This window comes from Weizmannia sp. FSL W8-1119, from assembly GCF_038008605.1.
GTDB classification, from domain to species: Bacteria; Bacillota; Bacilli; order Bacillales; family Bacillaceae_C; genus Weizmannia; species Weizmannia coagulans.
Genome location: NZ_JBBOZL010000001.1, coordinates 1,742,483 through 1,758,106, shown reverse-complemented (window position 1 = coordinate 1,758,106; position 15,624 = coordinate 1,742,483). Strand labels below are relative to the sequence as shown.

At 48.8% G+C, this 15,624-nt stretch carries 18 protein-coding genes; 16 read left to right on the top strand and 2 right to left on the bottom strand.

The genetic code is table 11. The features are described from left to right. Positions 1 to 128: 128 nt before the first annotated feature. Genes dnaJ through mtaB form a run of 4 tightly spaced genes read left to right on the top strand, consistent with a single transcriptional unit; the run spans position 129 to position 4,343 of the window. The gene (dnaJ, locus tag NSQ19_RS08645; protein WP_118498202.1) at positions 129 to 1,265 is read left to right on the top strand and encodes a molecular chaperone DnaJ; all 1,137 of its coding nucleotides are present in this window, start codon (positions 129 to 131) and stop codon (positions 1,263 to 1,265) included. 22 nt (positions 1,266 to 1,287) lie between these two features. Further along, on the top strand, positions 1,288 to 2,226 hold the full coding sequence (gene prmA, locus NSQ19_RS08640; RefSeq protein ID WP_340702716.1) for a 50S ribosomal protein L11 methyltransferase: 939 nt from the start codon (positions 1,288 to 1,290) through the stop codon (positions 2,224 to 2,226). 6 nt (positions 2,227 to 2,232) lie between these two features. Continuing rightward, positions 2,233 to 2,985, top strand: coding sequence for a 16S rRNA (uracil(1498)-N(3))-methyltransferase (locus NSQ19_RS08635; protein ID WP_013859695.1), 753 nt, complete (start codon positions 2,233 to 2,235; stop codon positions 2,983 to 2,985). 5 nt (positions 2,986 to 2,990) lie between these two features. Beyond that, complete coding sequence (gene mtaB / locus NSQ19_RS08630) at positions 2,991 to 4,343, top strand: tRNA (N(6)-L-threonylcarbamoyladenosine(37)-C(2))-methylthiotransferase MtaB (RefSeq protein WP_013859694.1); 1,353 nt, start codon at positions 2,991 to 2,993, stop codon at positions 4,341 to 4,343. A gap of 173 nt (positions 4,344 to 4,516) precedes the next feature. Here mtaB and NSQ19_RS08625 read toward each other — a convergent pair whose 3' ends face one another. Both NSQ19_RS08625 and NSQ19_RS08620 read right to left on the bottom strand, forming a co-directional pair. Further along, positions 4,517 to 5,440: a Na/Pi symporter gene (locus tag NSQ19_RS08625; RefSeq protein ID WP_237348217.1), complete on the bottom strand. Its 924-nt coding sequence runs from the start codon at positions 5,438 to 5,440 to the stop codon at positions 4,517 to 4,519. Between the two features lie 70 nt (positions 5,441 to 5,510). Continuing rightward, positions 5,511 to 5,795: an acylphosphatase gene (locus tag NSQ19_RS08620; protein WP_013859692.1), complete on the bottom strand. Its 285-nt coding sequence runs from the start codon at positions 5,793 to 5,795 to the stop codon at positions 5,511 to 5,513. A gap of 201 nt (positions 5,796 to 5,996) precedes the next feature. Here NSQ19_RS08620 and rpsU point away from each other — a divergent pair, with 201 nt between their 5' ends. The 12 genes from rpsU to NSQ19_RS08560 all read left to right on the top strand — a co-directional run bounded on the left by rpsU (position 5,997) and on the right by NSQ19_RS08560 (position 15,614). Further along, entirely contained in the window at positions 5,997 to 6,170 is a 174-nt protein-coding gene (gene rpsU / locus NSQ19_RS08615; protein ID WP_017552614.1) for a 30S ribosomal protein S21, read from the top strand. 14 nt (positions 6,171 to 6,184) lie between these two features. Continuing rightward, on the top strand, positions 6,185 to 6,631 hold the full coding sequence (locus NSQ19_RS08610; protein WP_029141283.1) for a GatB/YqeY domain-containing protein: 447 nt from the start codon (positions 6,185 to 6,187) through the stop codon (positions 6,629 to 6,631). Between the two features lie 193 nt (positions 6,632 to 6,824). Beyond that, on the top strand, positions 6,825 to 7,109 hold the full coding sequence (yqfC, locus tag NSQ19_RS08605; protein WP_013859690.1) for a sporulation protein YqfC: 285 nt from the start codon (positions 6,825 to 6,827) through the stop codon (positions 7,107 to 7,109). 12 nt (positions 7,110 to 7,121) lie between these two features. After that, complete coding sequence (yqfD, locus tag NSQ19_RS08600) at positions 7,122 to 8,315, top strand: sporulation protein YqfD (protein WP_041819158.1); 1,194 nt, start codon at positions 7,122 to 7,124, stop codon at positions 8,313 to 8,315. Continuing rightward, positions 8,312 to 9,265, top strand: a complete 954-nt coding sequence (locus tag NSQ19_RS08595) for a PhoH family protein (RefSeq protein WP_013859688.1) — start codon at positions 8,312 to 8,314, stop codon at positions 9,263 to 9,265. Before yqfD ends, NSQ19_RS08595 begins: the two co-directional genes overlap by 4 nt. A gap of 136 nt (positions 9,266 to 9,401) precedes the next feature. Further along, positions 9,402 to 11,498 carry an HD family phosphohydrolase gene (locus tag NSQ19_RS08590; protein WP_340702715.1) on the top strand — a complete coding sequence of 699 codons (2,097 nt, stop codon included), beginning with the start codon at positions 9,402 to 9,404 and terminating at the stop codon, positions 11,496 to 11,498. A gap of 37 nt (positions 11,499 to 11,535) precedes the next feature. Then, positions 11,536 to 12,006, top strand: coding sequence for an rRNA maturation RNase YbeY (gene ybeY, locus NSQ19_RS08585; RefSeq protein WP_013859686.1), 471 nt, complete (start codon positions 11,536 to 11,538; stop codon positions 12,004 to 12,006). Continuing rightward, positions 11,990 to 12,385: a diacylglycerol kinase family protein gene (locus NSQ19_RS08580; RefSeq protein WP_340702714.1), complete on the top strand. Its 396-nt coding sequence runs from the start codon at positions 11,990 to 11,992 to the stop codon at positions 12,383 to 12,385. The genes ybeY and NSQ19_RS08580 overlap by 17 nt, the downstream gene beginning before the upstream one ends. A gap of 369 nt (positions 12,386 to 12,754) precedes the next feature. Continuing rightward, a complete protein-coding gene (gene era / locus NSQ19_RS08575; RefSeq protein ID WP_013859684.1) occupies positions 12,755 to 13,663 on the top strand; it encodes a GTPase Era in 909 nt (302 codons plus the stop codon). Between the two features lie 117 nt (positions 13,664 to 13,780). Then, positions 13,781 to 13,924: a YqzL family protein gene (locus NSQ19_RS08570; RefSeq protein ID WP_340702713.1), complete on the top strand. Its 144-nt coding sequence runs from the start codon at positions 13,781 to 13,783 to the stop codon at positions 13,922 to 13,924. Between the two features lie 39 nt (positions 13,925 to 13,963). Beyond that, positions 13,964 to 14,731 (top strand): DNA repair protein RecO, encoded by a 768-nt coding sequence (recO, locus tag NSQ19_RS08565; protein WP_340702712.1) that lies wholly within the window; start codon positions 13,964 to 13,966, stop codon positions 14,729 to 14,731. Positions 14,732 to 14,972: 241 nt separating this feature from the next. Continuing rightward, a complete protein-coding gene (locus tag NSQ19_RS08560) occupies positions 14,973 to 15,614 on the top strand; it encodes a helix-turn-helix transcriptional regulator (RefSeq protein WP_013859681.1) in 642 nt (213 codons plus the stop codon). Positions 15,615 to 15,624: the final 10 nt, after the last annotated feature.

Sequence of the window (15,624 nt, the reverse complement as noted above, 5' to 3'; positions counted from 1 at the left end):
TAAAACAATATGGCCATTTTTCAATGAGCCAGGAAAAAAGTCAAAGTCTGGTCTATTCTCGGCTTTGACTTTTTTCTTATGCGAATGCTACAATTACCTTTATGTGAACGTTTCGGGAGTGAGAAGAAATGAGTAAACGGGATTACTATGAAGTGTTGGGCGTCGCGAAAGATGCATCGAAAGACGAGATAAAAAAAGCGTACCGCAAGCTTTCCAAAAAATACCACCCGGATATTAACAAAGCGCCTGATGCTGCAGAAAAATTCAAGGAAATCCAGGAAGCGTACGAAGTGTTGAGCGATGACCAGAAACGCGCCCAATATGACCAGTTCGGGCATGCAGGGCCGAACCAGGGCTTCGGGGGCGGAAACGGTTTTGGCGGATTCAGCAGCTCTGATTTTGACAGTTTCGGTTTCGAAGATATTTTCAGCACATTCTTTGGCGGCGGCAGAAGAAATGACCCGAATGCGCCAAGGCAGGGGGCTGATTTGCAATATACGATGACGCTTGAATTTGAGGAGGCGGTTTTCGGGAAAGAGACGGACATCCAGATTCCGCGCGAGGAAACTTGTGATACCTGCCACGGAACCGGGGCAAAACCGGGGACGCATCCGAAAGAATGCCCGCACTGTCACGGAACCGGACAGCTCAATACTGAGCAACAGACACCGTTCGGCCGGATTGTGAACCGCAGGGTATGCCATTACTGCGGCGGTACCGGCAAGATCATTACAGACAAATGCAAAACTTGCGGCGGTACCGGAAGAGTGAAAAAACGCCGCAAAATTCATGTCAAAATTCCGGCCGGCATCGACGACGGGCAGCAGCTCCGCGTTGCAGGCCAGGGCGAACCGGGCATAAACGGCGGACCGGCCGGCGACCTGTACATCATTTTCCACGTCCGGCCGCATGAACTGTTCGAACGGGACGGCGACGACATCTACTGCGAAATCCCGATTACTTTTACCCAGGCTGCTTTAGGCGATGAAATCGAAGTGCCGACGTTGCACGGGAAAGTAAAATTGAAAATTCCGGCCGGCACACAATCCGGCACAAAATTCAGGCTGCGCGGGAAAGGCGTGCCGAATGTCCACGGGCACGGCACCGGCGACCAGCATGTCATCGCGAGAATTGTCACCCCAAGGAAGCTTACCGAACGGCAAAAACAACTTTTGCGCGAATTCGCCGAAGCGAGTGGAGAGGTCCCGGATGAACAAAGCAGCAATTTTTTTGACAAAATGAAACGGGCATTTAAAGGGGACTAAACAGGAATGGAGTGAGGCGTTCATGAAATGGTCGGAAATTATGATCCACACCACGAACGAAGCGGTGGAGCCGATTTCGAATATTTTGTATGAAGCGGGCGCCGGCGGGATTGTGATCGAGGACTCGGATGAGCTGCTGAAAGAGCATGACGACCGGTTCGGTGAAATTTATGAACTGGATCCGGACGATTTTCCGGAAGAAGGAGTCATCATTAAAGCGTACCTGCCCGTAAACAGCTTTTTAGGTGAAACCGTCGAGGAAATCAAACAGGCGATTACCAATCTGGCCACTTTTGATATTGATATCGGCCCGAACAAGGTGACGATCAGCGAAGTGCATGAAGAAGAATGGGCAACGGCATGGAAAAAATACTACAATCCCGTGAAAATATCCGAAAAATTTACGATTGTGCCGACGTGGGAAAACTATGAGCCGGTATCAAGCGATGAGCTGATCATTGAATTGGACCCCGGCATGGCGTTCGGCACCGGTACCCATCCGACCACGGTCATGTGCATCCAGGCATTAGAACGGACGGTAAAACCGGGCGACACGGTCATTGATGTCGGCACCGGTTCCGGCGTGTTAAGCATTGCCAGCGCCCTGCTCGGAGCAGGGCGGGTGCTTGCGCTTGATCTGGACGAGGTGGCGGTCCGTGCGGCTACGCTCAATGTGAAACTCAATAAAGTCCAAAACCGGGTAACTGTCAAACAAAATGATTTGTTGAAAGGCGTAAGCGGGCAAGCCGATGTGATGGTGGCCAATATTCTTGCTGAAGTGATCGCCCGTTTTGCTGAAGAGGCATTCGGGCATGTCAAACCGGGCGGCCGTTTTATTGCTTCCGGCATCATTCGGCAAAAAAAGGACCTTGTCGTGGATGCGCTCACTTCTTCCGGCTTCACGATTGAAGAAACGATGGTCATGGAAGACTGGGTTGCGCTCATGGCAAAGCGCGGGTGAGAGGCCATGCAGCGTTATTTTTTAAACCGGCCGTATCGGGGGGAGCAGGAAATCCGCCTGGACGGCGAAAATTACCATCATATCGCGCGCGTCATGAGAATGTCCGCCGGAAGCCGCTTTTATGGTGTATTTTCAGATGAAAAAGTGTGCATTTGCGAAATCGGGGAAATCACAGGCGATGCCGTTATGGCCCGGATTACCGGATGGGAAACCGCCGTAAAAGAGCTTCCGGTCCATGTTACTGTATCATGCGGCCTTCCGAAAGCGGATAAACTGGAATGGATCATCCAAAAGGGAACCGAGCTGGGTGCCTTTCATTTTTTGCCTTTCATTGCGGAAAGATCCGTTGTAAAATGGGACACAAAGAAAGAAGCAAAAAAACGCGAACGCTGGCAAAAGATTGCCCGGGAAGCCGCAGAACAGTCGCACCGCAGCCACTTGCCCGAAATCAGCCCCCCTGTTTCTTTCCAGCAGCTGATCGAAGAAAGCCATACATATCAATATAAGCTGGTTGCTTTTGAAGAAAATGCAAAAGAAGGGGAACGGCACCGGTTTGCGGAAGTATTGTCGAACATATCGGAAGGCGGCAATGTACTGGCCGTTTTCGGGCCGGAAGGGGGCCTATCCCTTGATGAAATCCGCAGGCTTGAAGCAGCCGGATTCGTATCCTGCAGCTTAGGCCCGCGCATTTTGCGGGCGGAGACGGCGCCGTTATATGTACTTTCTGCCATAAGTTACCATTTTGAATTAATGAGGTGAAGAGGATGTCAACCGTAGCATTCCATACATTAGGATGCAAAGTGAACCATTATGAGACTGAAGCCATTTGGCAGCTGTTTAAACAAGCGGGCTATGAAAGAACCGACTTTGAAACGAATGCCGATGTCTACGTGATCAATACTTGCACGGTCACCAATACAGGAGACAAAAAGAGCCGTCAGGTCATCCGCCGGGCAGTCCGGCAAAATCCGGATGCCGTAGTTTGTGTGACCGGCTGTTATGCGCAGACATCGCCGGGCGAGATCCTCGAAATTCCCGGTGTCGATGTCGTTGTCGGCACACAGGACCGCACCAAAATGCTTGGGTATATTGAACAGTATTTGAAAGAGCGCAAACCGGTCAATGCTGTCAAAAATATTATGAAAAACCGTGTGTATGAAGAAATGGAAGTGCCGTATTTTACCGACCGGCACCGGGCTTCCCTGAAAATCCAGGAAGGCTGCAACAATTTCTGCACGTTTTGCATCATCCCGTGGGCGCGCGGCCTGATGCGGTCAAGGGATCCTGAAAAGGTCATCGCGCAAGCCCAGCAGCTTGTCGATGCAGGCTATAAAGAACTGGTTTTAACCGGCATTCATACAGGCGGATACGGCCAGGATTTAAAAGATTACAATCTTGCGATGCTGCTTCGGGACCTGGAAGAAAAAGTGCAGGGGCTGAAACGCGTCCGCATTTCGTCTATTGAAGCCAGCCAGCTGACGGATGAAGTGATTGGTGTGATTAAACATTCGAAAGTCGTTGTCCGCCATATGCATGTCCCGATCCAGTCCGGTTCCGATACGGTGCTGAAAAGAATGCGCCGGAAATATACGATGGACCAGTTCGCGGAACGGATTACCAAGTTGAAAGAAGCATTGCCGGGCCTTGCACTGACTTCTGATGTCATCGTCGGCTTCCCGGGTGAAACGGAAGAAGAGTTTATGGAAACATACAATTTCATAAAAGAACACCGGTTCGCGGAACTCCATGTTTTCCCGTACTCGCCCAGGACAGGTACGCCTGCTGCCAGAATGAAGGACCAGATTGATGAAGAAATCAAAAATGAACGTGTCCACCGCATGATCGCATTAAGCGACCAGCTGGCAAAAGAATACGCATCCCAATTTGAAAATGAGGTGCTTGAAGTCATTCCGGAAGAGCCGTTCAAAGAAGATCCGGAAAGCGGGCTGTACGAAGGCTATACCGATAATTACCTGAAAGTCGTTTTCCCGGCCACCCCGGATATGGTTGGAAAACTCGTCAAAGTGAAAATCACAAAAGCTGGGTATCCATATAATGAAGCACAGTTCGTCAGAGTGATGGACGACGTCATGCCGGCCGTAAATGAAGCCATGTAACGCAAAAACCGGATGGCGTGTTTGCCCGGAAAAAGCGCGCCTGATAAAAGGCAGCCCCATAATAGGAAAAAAGTGCCGCATAATGGCATTGAAGAGGCCAGGGCAGTTTCCGGATAAAATGCCCGCCCTTTGAAGCACATGGCAAAAACAACCGGGCTTTTAGCCCGGTTGTTTTATTTTTTTCCGTGCAAAGCGATGATAAACCGGCCGAATCTTTCGGAAAATGGCAAAACAGCCAGTGAGGATAGAAGATTAAACAATAGGCTTGCATGGGCAAGCTGTTGTTCCGGATTAGCCGACAGCATTCGGCAAGTGTCCGCGAGCACATACAGGAAAGGCAAAAAAACAAGCGCCCCTCCGGCATTCAGCCAGACATGGGTAAATGCCGTCAGCCTTGCTTCCTCTCCGGCCCCGATGCTGGCCAGAAGCCCGGTGATGCATGTCCCGATATTGGCCCCGAGCATGATGCTAATTCCGGTTTCAAGCGGGAATACCCCGGCTGCAAGAAAACCCATCGCCATCCCGATCGTCACGGTGCTGGACTGGATCGCTGCAGAAAGCAAGATTCCGAGTAAGAAAGCGGACAAGAGGTGGGTATTTAAAACGGTAAACAAATGCTGGACAAAAGCGGTTTTTGATACCGGCACGGCAAGCTCCTCAAATCCGCGCATTGCCCCGAACACAAGCGAGAGGCCGAACAGAATAATACCGGCGCTTTTGACGCGGCCTTTTCCGAAAAAATAGAACACTGCCCCTGCCCCCAAAAAAGGCAGGCTCAAAGAGGAGAAGTCGAAAGTCAGCAATTCGAGCGTGAAAGTCGTGCCAATATTCGTGCCCAAAATGATTCCGATCGATTGCGAAAACGTCAGCATTCCGGCAGAAACGAGCCCGACAGTGATGACCATCACGGCGGAGCTGCTTTGCAAAAGCGCCGTCAAAACCATCCCGAACAGCATGGCGGACAGCGGCCTGCCTGCCAGTTTTTTCAGCGCATTTCCGGCATGGCCGCCGGATAAGGCAAACAGCCCGGCCCGCAGCCTGTGAATGCCGAATAAAAATGTCACCGTCAACAAAAGAAATGAAAGTAAATAAAGCATGTCCTTCCCCCCTTATGATCATATGGAAAGGGGGGATCGAACATGCCTTTTTATTATTTGGAAAATCCATTTAATACAACACACGAAAATCACGGTACTGTTCTTGCTGCTGTAAATAGTCAATATCCATTCCGGTTACTTTTGCAAAGCGCGACGGCCCTTTTTTCAGCCCGCGGATAAATTGTTCCATCTCTTTTTTCCCGCCTTGTGCCATCACTTCGACAGTGCCATCGTCTTTGTTGCGGACCCACCCGCATATATTGTATTGCTTTGCCAAAAATTGGGTGTGGTAGCGGAAGCCGACGCCCTGTACCCTTCCTGAAACAATGATATGTGCCGTTTCCTGTTGTTCCATCGTCTCCCTCCAATCGTTTCCATCCATCTTTGATCTCTATTATACCAAAAGGAGGAACAGGCGGGGCAAATAAGGCAAAAGCCAAATCACGAAAGACAAGGCGCAAATGTTGACCGGTTATGGAGGATATTATATAATAATAATGTGCACGGGTTGCTCAACCTGACATGTAACCGTTTGTGTTCGGAGGGAGGGAAAGAAATGTCTAAAACTGTCGTTCGAAAAAACGAGTCGCTTGATGATGCGCTTCGCCGCTTTAAACGTACTGTTTCGAAAACCGGAACTTTACAGGAATACAGAAAGCGCGAATTTTATGAAAAACCAAGCGTAAGACGCAAAAAGAAATCAGAAGCTGCTAGAAAACGTAAGTGGTAAGAGAGGGTGGAATGATGAGTCTTCTCGAGCGTTTAAATAGCGATATGAAGCAAGCGATGAAGAACAAAGATAAAGAAAGACTCTCCGTAATTCGTATGCTTAAGGCAGCTGTTCAAAACGAAGCGATCAGGCTCGGAAAAGACGGTTTGACGAATGATGAAGAGTTGACAGTCCTTTCTCGCGAAGTGAAGCAACGGAAAGACTCCCTCCAGGAATTTAAAAATGCAGGTCGCAGTGACCTTGTTGAAAAAGCGGAAAAAGAATTGGCATATGTGAACGCATATTTGCCGGAGCAGCTTTCTGAAGACGAAGTGCGTGAAATTGTCCGGCAGACCATTGAAGAAGTGCATGCCGGGTCTAAAGCTGATTTCGGAAAAGTTATGGGAGCCGTCATGCCGAAAGTAAAAGGCAAAGCTGACGGTACGGTTGTAAGAAATATTGTGCAGCAGCAATTATCCTGACCTTTCTCATATAAGCCGGAAATCAATATGATTTCCGGCTTTTCGCTGTGCTTTTTACCGCACCTTTGCCGTATCCTTGAACCGGAAACACGGGTTTCCAAACGGTCCCGGACGTTTCGGACAAAAAAACTGCAAATAAAGTGATGAACCCCTTTTTTATTTCATAAATATGAGATGAAAGGGGGTTCTTTTTATGGCGAAAAAATGGCGGCAGCATTTGCAAAACTGGATGTCACAAAAAATGGACCTTCCGCAGGATGTCATGATGGACCTTCCGAGAATCACGATGATCGGCCAAATTCATATTTATGTTGAGAACCACCGCGGCCTTTTGACTTTTTCCGATAAAGAAGTCCGGCTGCTTTTAAAAAACGGGCAGCTCTTAATCAAAGGCCGGTCTTTTGTCATCAAAACGATCTTGCCCGAAGAAATTTTATTGGAAGGCAAAATAGATGAAGTGTTGTATTTGAACGGATAGGGGTGGCTTTGGTTGAAAAATCATTGGGTAACTTTTTTACAGGGGTCGGTGGCTGTAAAAATTGAGGGAAAAGGGATCGAACGCTTTATCAACCAGCTGACAAGAGCCGGCCTCGCTGTTTGGAATGTCAGGCGGCAGGGCACCATGGCCGTCACGTTCGAATTGCGCCTTTCAGACATTCACCAGCTCAGAAAAGCAGTAAGGGGACAAGATTTGCATGTCCGCTTTTTAAGGGGGCGCGGCGTTCCTTTTTTATGGAAAAGGACGCTGAAAAACGCCGGATTCCTGTTCGGCTTTTTTCTCTTTCTTGCCGTGATCACGGTGCTTTCCAACATGGTTTGGGGCGTGGAGATCAAAGGCGCAACGCCAAAAACCGAGCACGAAATCCGCAAACAATTGGACAAACTGGGCATTCAAACAGGGCATTCACAGTTTTTTCTCGATGATATTGAAACCATCCAGCGCAAGCTGACAAACAATCTTCCGGACGTGACATGGGTCGGCGTGGAGCTGCGCGGGACAACCTATCATTTTACCGTTGTGGAGAAAAACATGCCGGAACCGGTGAAAAATCCGGGCCCACAGCATCTTGTCGCTTCACAGAAAGCGGTGGTGGAAAATATGTTTGTTGAAAAAGGCAAGCCGGTTGTAAAAATTAACCAGTATGTCAAAAAAGGCCAGCTGCTTGTTTCCGGTGTCATTGGGAATGATAAAGAAAAATACCCTGTGGCAGCCAAAGGGAAAGTATACGGAAAAACGTGGTATAAAACGGCGGTTGAACTTCCGCTTTCCTCCCGTTTTCAAGTGTATACCGGCAATGCAGCCCAAAAATATTATATTGGAATCGGCTCGATGAAGCTGCACATATGGGGCTTCCGGACCCCCCGTTTTAAACAGTACCGGACATCGGAAGAAGCAGAAAAGGTCAAGTTTTTAAAATGGACATTGCCGGTCCGCTTTATCAGGGAAACGGTCCGCGAGAAAGAAGAGCGGGACAGAAATTATACCAAAAAAGAGGCTGAAGCAGAAGCAAAAAAATTAGCAAGGCAGGATTTGCGCAAAAAACTGCCAAAAGAAGCAACCGTTACGGATGAATATGTTTTGCAAGAACATGTTCGCAATGGTACATTAAAAATGATGATTTATTACGAAGTAGTAGAAAATATCGCAATCGCAAAACCAATTGCTCAAGGAGACTTAGAATGACAGAAGAAAGTACGGCAAAACTTCAATTGGAGAATACAAACGAAGCAGTGCTTTTATTCGGCATTTCCGACCATCATCTGAAAATGCTCGAGGATGCCTACGGGGTCCATATCCTCACCCGCGGCGAAACGATCCAGGCAAGCGGCAAAGAAGATGCGGCGGAAAGGGTGATCGCCGTCATGTCCGAACTGCTTGGTTTGATTAAAAAAGGCATCACGATCAGCGGGCGCGATGTGCTTTACGCTGTCGAAATGGAAAAAAAGGGCCATCTTGAATATTTGGGAAGCCTGTACGAAGAAGAAATTGCCCGGAATGCGAAAGGGAAAGCGATCCGGATCAAGACATTCGGGCAGCGCGACTATATCCAGGCGATCCGCCATCATGACCTTGTGTTCGGCATCGGCCCGGCCGGAACGGGAAAAACGTATTTGGCCGTTGTAATGGCGGTGAATGCTTTAAAAAGCGGCGAGGTAAAAAGGATTATTTTAACCCGCCCGGCTGTTGAAGCCGGGGAAAGCCTCGGGTTTTTGCCGGGGGATTTGAAGGAAAAAGTCGATCCGTATTTGCGCCCGCTCTATGATGCATTAAACGATGTGCTCGGCGCGGAGCATACACAGCGCCTGATTGAAAGGGAAACAATCGAAATTGCCCCGCTTGCCTATATGCGCGGGCGCACACTTGATGATGCGTTCGTCATTCTCGATGAAGCGCAGAATACGACACAGGCACAAATGAAAATGTTTCTGACCCGCCTCGGTTTTCACTCCAAAATGGTGATTACAGGGGACAGAACGCAGATTGACCTGCCAAAAGGCGCGGAATCCGGCCTTTTGACAGCTGAAAGAGTGCTGGAGAAAGTCCGCGGCATTTCGTTCGTCTATCTGGAAGAAAGCGATGTCGTCCGCCACCCGCTTGTTGCGAAAATTATCGAAGCTTATCAAAACGCATAACCCGGGCCGTGGCACCCGGGTTGTTTTGCCATGCATTTTTGCCGGAAAACTGATATGATGGAACCGTTAAGAGCGATTGCAAAAGGCGGTGTATGAAAAGCAAATGAAAATTCCCGGGCAAATGGGCAGGTTGCGGATGATGTTAAGCTTTAAATGGTTTACATTCGTGATCCTGTTTTTACTGTCCCTTATTTTATTCGGCATTTTTTATCCGAACATTAGGCCCCAGACGTATGATATCAAACTGTTTTCAGTTGCGAACAATACGATCCGTTCTCCGAAAACGGTCATCGACGAAGAAAAAACAAAAGAAGAAAAACAGCTGGCGGCCGCTAGTGTTGCGAAAGTCTATACGTTTGACAGCGGCCTGGCACAAAACCGAGTTTCGCTAATGGATTCGATTTTTGATGTCGCAGAAGAAGTGAACGCGGAATATAAAAATAAAAAACATGACGGAAAAAACAGCAGCGGGCTGCAGGAAGAGAAGCTGGCAAAATTGAAGGAAATATTGTCTGAAAATGTGTCCGGCAATGTGACCGGCTCTATTTCCGACACAAGTTTTCGCGCGCTTTTGTCCGCTTCCCCGGATGAATTGAAAGCGGCAAGGCACATTGTCGAAACAAATGTCAATGAGGCGCTCAGCCAAAAAGTGACAGAAAACAATGCGGCAGAAGCCAAAAGCCGGGTGGCCTCGCAAATCGAAAAGTCAGGGTTGAAGACAAGCATCCGGAATGCTGCGTCCGAGCTTGGCCAATATGCGATCGTGCCCAATTATGTGTATGATGCAAAGCAGACGGAAAAAAGAAGGCAGCAGGCGATGGATAACGTTGAACCGGTGAAAATCCTGCAGGGGCAGGTCATCGTCCAGGAAGGGCATCTGATCGACCGGGAAACTTACCGCGAACTCCAGCTGCTCGGACTGTTAAAAAGCAGCGGATCGGTTAAGCCGTATATCGGATTGGCTTTATTTGCCGTTTTTGCATCCGGCGTTTTGTACCTCTATACGAGCCGGATGCGCGCAACGGAAGAAGAAAAGCAAAACCGGCTTGTCATGGCCGGCCTGATTCTTGTCATTGCCCTTGCGTTAATGAAGCTGGCAGGGATCTTGACCCATCTTGAGATTCCGGGCATCGAGTACGCCTATCCGGCTGCAATGGCGCCGCTGCTCGCCCGGATTTTGCTCAGGGACCGTTCCGCCTTTTTGCTTTCAGCCCTGCTTGCCGCTTGTGCGAGCATCGAATTTCACGGTGACATTGCAGATACATTTAACGCCGAGATGGTTGTATACGCGCTTATTACAGGGACAGGGGGCATTTTGCTTTTGCCGAAACGGCCGGAGCGCGCGCGTTTGTTTAAAACCGGGATTTTTGCAGCGCTATTGAATGTGCTTGCGGTAGGTGCCATCTATTTTTTGAATGCCGGCCAGATCGTAAAGATGGACTTTTTATATACCCTTTCATTTGCGTTTCTTTCCGGCATTTTGTCCGCCGTGCTTGTGATGGGGCTGCAGCCGTTTTTTGAAGCGGCGTTCGGCATTTTGTCGCCGATCCGCCTTGTGGAGCTGTCCAATCCGAACCACCCGCTTTTGAAGAAGATTTTGACGGAAGCACCGGGCACGTATCACCATAGCCTGATGGTTGCCAATCTTGCCGAAGCGGCTTGTGAAGCGATCGGGGCGAATGGCCTCCTTGCCAGGGTCGGCAGCTATTATCATGATATTGGGAAAACAAAACGGCCGCATTTTTTTATCGAAAATCAGCTGAATATCCCGAATCCGCATGACCGCCTTTCGCCTGAAACAAGCAGGGATATTATCATTGCCCATGCAAAAGACGGGGCAGAAACATTGAAAAAATATAAGCTGCCGAAAGCTTTTTCGGATATTGCCGAACAGCATCACGGCACGACTTTGCTGAAGTATTTTTACCATAAAGCAAAAGCGCAAAACCCGGATGTGAAAGAAGAAGCGTTCCGTTACCCGGGCCCGAAGCCGCAGACGAAAGAAGCGGCTGTCATCAACATTGCGGACAGCGTGGAAGCGGCTGCCCGGTCCATGAACCATCCGACGCCCGATGACATTCAAAATTTAGTCGGCAATATCGTGCAAGGGCGCATTATGGATGGGCAATTTAATGAATGTGACATTACCCTGAAAGAACTGGAGACCGTTAAACGCACGCTTTGCGAGACGCTTAATGGCATCTTTCATTCAAGGATCCAGTATCCGAAATAAGGGTATCCCGTAAAAATAACGAAAAAGGATGGCTGACATGACATTATCACTCGATATGATGGATGAAACAAATGAGCTGAAAGCGGAGCATCTCGAGCTTGTCCGGACATTGCTCGATTATGCAGCCCGGCAGGAAGGGGTGGAGGACGGCACCGAGTTGTCGGTAACTTTTACGGATAATGAAGGGATCCGCGAAATCAACCGCGATTACCGCGGCAAAGACCAGCCGACCGATGTCATTTCGTTCGCGCTTGAAGAAATGGGGGAAGGGGAGATCGAAATTACCGGTGCAGAAATGCCACGCGTGCTCGGGGATATTATCATTTCCGTGCCGCGGGCAAGGGAGCAGGCAGGAGAGTACGGGCATTCGTTTGAAAGGGAACTCGGCTTTTTGGCGGTTCACGGATTTCTTCACCTGCTCGGCTATGACCATATGACAAAAGAAGATGAAACGGAAATGTTCGGGCGCCAAAACGAGATCCTCGATCGCTATGGACTTAAACGATAAAAAAATCCCGAAATACCGCACCCCTTTCCGGCCGGCTGTGGAGGGGCTGTTTGCAACCATCCGGCAGGAACGGAATTTCCGTTTTCATCTTCTGGCGGCGTTATGCGCTTGTCTGCTCGGATTTTTCTTCTCCCTTTCCAAAACAGAGTGGATCGCCATTTTATTTTCCATTTTCGGCGTGATTGCAATGGAGCTGATGAACACAGCAATTGAGCGGGCGGTTGACCTTACCGTGGGGCATAAATACCACCCGCTTGCCAAGCTTGCGAAAGATGCAGCGGCGGCGGCGGTCCTGATGTGGGCCGTGCTTGCGGCCATTATCGGCTGCATCGTATTTCTTCCAAAATTAGGGCATGTATTCCAGGGAGCGGCTTTTTAATGCGGCTTCTTTTTTATGGCCCGCTTCTCCCCGCCTGAAAAAGCAGATGGCGGATCCGGCCGGGCTGCCGTACAGTTAGGGGAGTTAGGGGCGCCAACGGGATCTGCCGCAATTTGAAAGGCGCAGGCCGTTGCGCTAAAATAAAGGTAATCGCATTGCTTGAAAACGGCCATGGCATGCAAGTGACGCTAAAATCAGTGCAAACACGCCACGAGTCGACAAATTTTTCACGAACCTTTAAAATATTCAAAAGTAATGAAAAATACATTTTAACTTTCGGGCATATTTGTAGTAAAATATAGGTAAGGGGAAAAGATATGGAAACAATGGTAAAGCTGCTTTCGGGCGCTTATTCAACGGAGGATTTGCATGGAACAACCAACATATAAATCAGGCTTTATTTCTATCATTGGACGCCCGAATGTCGGGAAGTCCACTTTCATCAACCAGGTGGTCGGGCAAAAAATCGCCATCATGAGCGATAAGCCGCAGACCACAAGGAATAAGATACAGGGCGTTTACACAGCTGATGATGCACAGATGATTTTTATTGATACACCTGGCATCCATAAACCGAAGCATAAGCTTGGCGACTTCATGGTAAAATCAGCCACGGACACATTAAAAGAAGTGGACCTGATTTTATTTATGGTCAATGCGGAAGAAAAACGCGGCCGCGGCGACGAGTACATTATCGACCTGCTTAAACACGTGCGCACGCCTGTTTTTTTGGTCATCAACAAAATTGACCTCGTCCATCCGGATGATTTGCTTGCCTTTATTGAACAGTACAAAGATTTATACCCGTTCCGTGAAGTGGTCCCGATTTCCGCGCTCGGAGGAAATAACGTCGGCCGGCTGCTCGGTGCCATCAAGGAATATTTGCCGGAAGGGCCGCAGTATTATCCGGCGGACCAGGTGACGGACCATCCGGAACGGTTCATCATTTCGGAACTGATCCGCGAAAAAGCATTGCAGCTTACAAGAGAAGAAGTGCCGCATTCGATTGCAGTTGTCATTGAGAAAATGGAGCAGGCGGAGAACAAGGATGTCATCCGCGTGATGGCGACGATCGTTGTCGAACGGCCGTCCCAAAAGGGGATTATCATCGGCAGGCAGGGAAGTATGCTGAAAGAGATCGGCAAAAGAGCAAGGGCTGATATCGAAAATTTGCTCGGGTCGCAAGTTTATTTGGAATTATGGGTAAAAGTGCAGAAAGATTGGCGGAATAAAATCAGCCAGCTGCGCGATTTCGGTTTCCGGGAAGACGAATATTGATTTTGGCGCCCGCTTTTGGTTGTAAATTTTACCCCGAATGTTTGCGTGTCCCCTGGTGAAGCTATTAAAGACTTTTAATGAAATTTCATGACCTACAACATGAAAGGCGTGGTGAATATGTTAGAATTTACCTGGAAAGTCTTTGCGGATACCGGCAATATCGATACGTACCTGCTTTTTAAGGAACTGGAAAGGGACCGGCGCCAGGACCAGTATGAACGTGACGAAGATCCGGCAGATGTGGATTTTTCCATTACTTAAGGATATGCCGCACTGCCTGCCGGGCAAGAGGTGGAGAGGTTGTTTGAAAAATGTGAAGGGATCGTCATTAAAAATACCGACTACGGCGAATCCAATAAAATCCTGCATATTTACACGAGAGAATTTGGGAAGCTGGGCTTTATGGCGCGCGGAGCCAAAAAGCCGAACAGCCGGCTGGCTGCGGTTTCCCAGGTTTTTACATATGGGAATTTCCTTTTTCAGCCGTCGCGCGGCCTTGCCACCCTTCAGCAGGGAGAGGCCGTCTCACCGATGCGCCATATCCGCGAAGATATTTTTAAAACGGCGTATGCTGCCTATGTGGTGGAACTTTTAGGCCGGGCGGTTGAAGATAGAAAAAAGAATCCGTTTTTGTTCGAACTTTTGCTCCGGACACTCGAATATATTGATGAAGGCTATGACCCGGAAATTATCAGGGATATCTTTGAAATGAAGATGCTGAATGTGCTCGGCATGTACCCGGCGATGGACCGATGTGCGGTATGCGGAAACACGGAAGGGCCCTTTGCGTTTTCCATCCGGGAAAATGGCCTTCTTTGCCACCGCTGTTTTGCGCGCGACCCGTACCGGCTTCCGTTGCCACAGCCGGTTATCCGCCTGCTCCGGCTTTTTTATTTTCTGGACATCAACCGGCTCGGTAGCATTTCTGTCAAAGACTCGACAAAAAAAGAACTGAGAACGGCCATTTCCATGTATTATGATGAATATACCGGCCTGCAATTGAAAGCCGGCCGGTTTCTCAGCCAGATAGAGGCGCTTGAAAAAAAGCTTGGGCCGGACAATGCATAAGGTTTCCCCGTATAGAAGGGAAAAGGAGGGCTCTCCTTTCTGCCCAGGGCTGGATGATGCATCATGCACGGCCCGCGGTTTGGTTTCAAACTGTTTTTGCCTGGCCGTAAAATGCATGACCCGCTACCTGAGTATACGCAGCTGTCTTCCGAAATATCAATGGCATTTTGATGTATAATGATGGCAGATAAGGACAGATTCCTGTAAACGTGTTATACTATTGTCTTGCATGGTTGTGTGAATGAAGGCGGTGATTACGATCGAATTAACGAAAAGGCAGGAACAGATTCTCGAGATCGTCAAAACGAACGGGCCGATTACAGGCGAGCACATCGCCGAAAAGCTGAATTTAACGCGGGCAACGCTCCGGCCGGATCTTGCTATTTTGACAATGGCAGGTTATTTGGATGCACGCCCGCGCGTCGGCTATTTTTATACCGGAAAAACGAGCACGCAGCTTCTTACGGAAAATTTAAAACATATTTACGTAAAAGATTACCAGTCTCTGCCGGTCGTGGTTAACGAGAATATGTCCGTGTACGATGCCATCGTAACGGTTTTTCTTGAAGATGTCGGCACGCTTTATGTCGTCGACAATGCATCCCATCTGACCGGTGTTCTGTCGCGGAAAGATTTGTTGCGGGCAAGCCTTGGAAACAAAGACTTATCCGCATTGCCGGTGCATATCATTATGACAAGAATGCCGAATATTACCTGCTGCAAAAAAGATGATCTTCTGATTGATGTGGCAAAAAAACTGATTGAAAAACAAATTGACTCGGTGCCGGTTGTGAAAGAAACAGAAACCGGGCTTGAAGTGACCGGACGGATAACGAAAACGAATATCACGAAAGCATTCGTTGAGCTTGCAGACGGCGATTAAAAAGGAAGTG

Coding starts and splice junctions, on each gene's coding strand:
- NSQ19_RS08625 (WP_237348217.1), bottom strand. CDS start 5,440: ATGCTTTATTTACTTTCATTTCTTTTGTTGACGGTGACATTTTTATTC.
- yqfC (WP_013859690.1), top strand. CDS start 6,825: ATGGCGAAAAAATGGCGGCAGCATTTGCAAAACTGGATGTCACAAAAA.
- mtaB (WP_013859694.1), top strand. CDS start 2,991: ATGTCAACCGTAGCATTCCATACATTAGGATGCAAAGTGAACCATTAT.
- NSQ19_RS08595 (WP_013859688.1), top strand. CDS start 8,312: ATGACAGAAGAAAGTACGGCAAAACTTCAATTGGAGAATACAAACGAA.
- rpsU (WP_017552614.1), top strand. CDS start 5,997: ATGTCTAAAACTGTCGTTCGAAAAAACGAGTCGCTTGATGATGCGCTT.
- dnaJ (WP_118498202.1), top strand. CDS start 129: ATGAGTAAACGGGATTACTATGAAGTGTTGGGCGTCGCGAAAGATGCA.
- NSQ19_RS08590 (WP_340702715.1), top strand. CDS start 9,402: ATGATGTTAAGCTTTAAATGGTTTACATTCGTGATCCTGTTTTTACTG.
- ybeY (WP_013859686.1), top strand. CDS start 11,536: ATGACATTATCACTCGATATGATGGATGAAACAAATGAGCTGAAAGCG.
- NSQ19_RS08560 (WP_013859681.1), top strand. CDS start 14,973: ATGAAGGCGGTGATTACGATCGAATTAACGAAAAGGCAGGAACAGATT.
- NSQ19_RS08635 (WP_013859695.1), top strand. CDS start 2,233: ATGCAGCGTTATTTTTTAAACCGGCCGTATCGGGGGGAGCAGGAAATC.
- prmA (WP_340702716.1), top strand. CDS start 1,288: ATGAAATGGTCGGAAATTATGATCCACACCACGAACGAAGCGGTGGAG.
- NSQ19_RS08620 (WP_013859692.1), bottom strand. CDS start 5,795: ATGGAACAACAGGAAACGGCACATATCATTGTTTCAGGAAGGGTACAG.
- NSQ19_RS08610 (WP_029141283.1), top strand. CDS start 6,185: ATGAGTCTTCTCGAGCGTTTAAATAGCGATATGAAGCAAGCGATGAAG.
- era (WP_013859684.1), top strand. CDS start 12,755: ATGGAACAACCAACATATAAATCAGGCTTTATTTCTATCATTGGACGC.
- NSQ19_RS08580 (WP_340702714.1), top strand. CDS start 11,990: ATGGACTTAAACGATAAAAAAATCCCGAAATACCGCACCCCTTTCCGG.
- NSQ19_RS08570 (WP_340702713.1), top strand. CDS start 13,781: ATGTTAGAATTTACCTGGAAAGTCTTTGCGGATACCGGCAATATCGAT.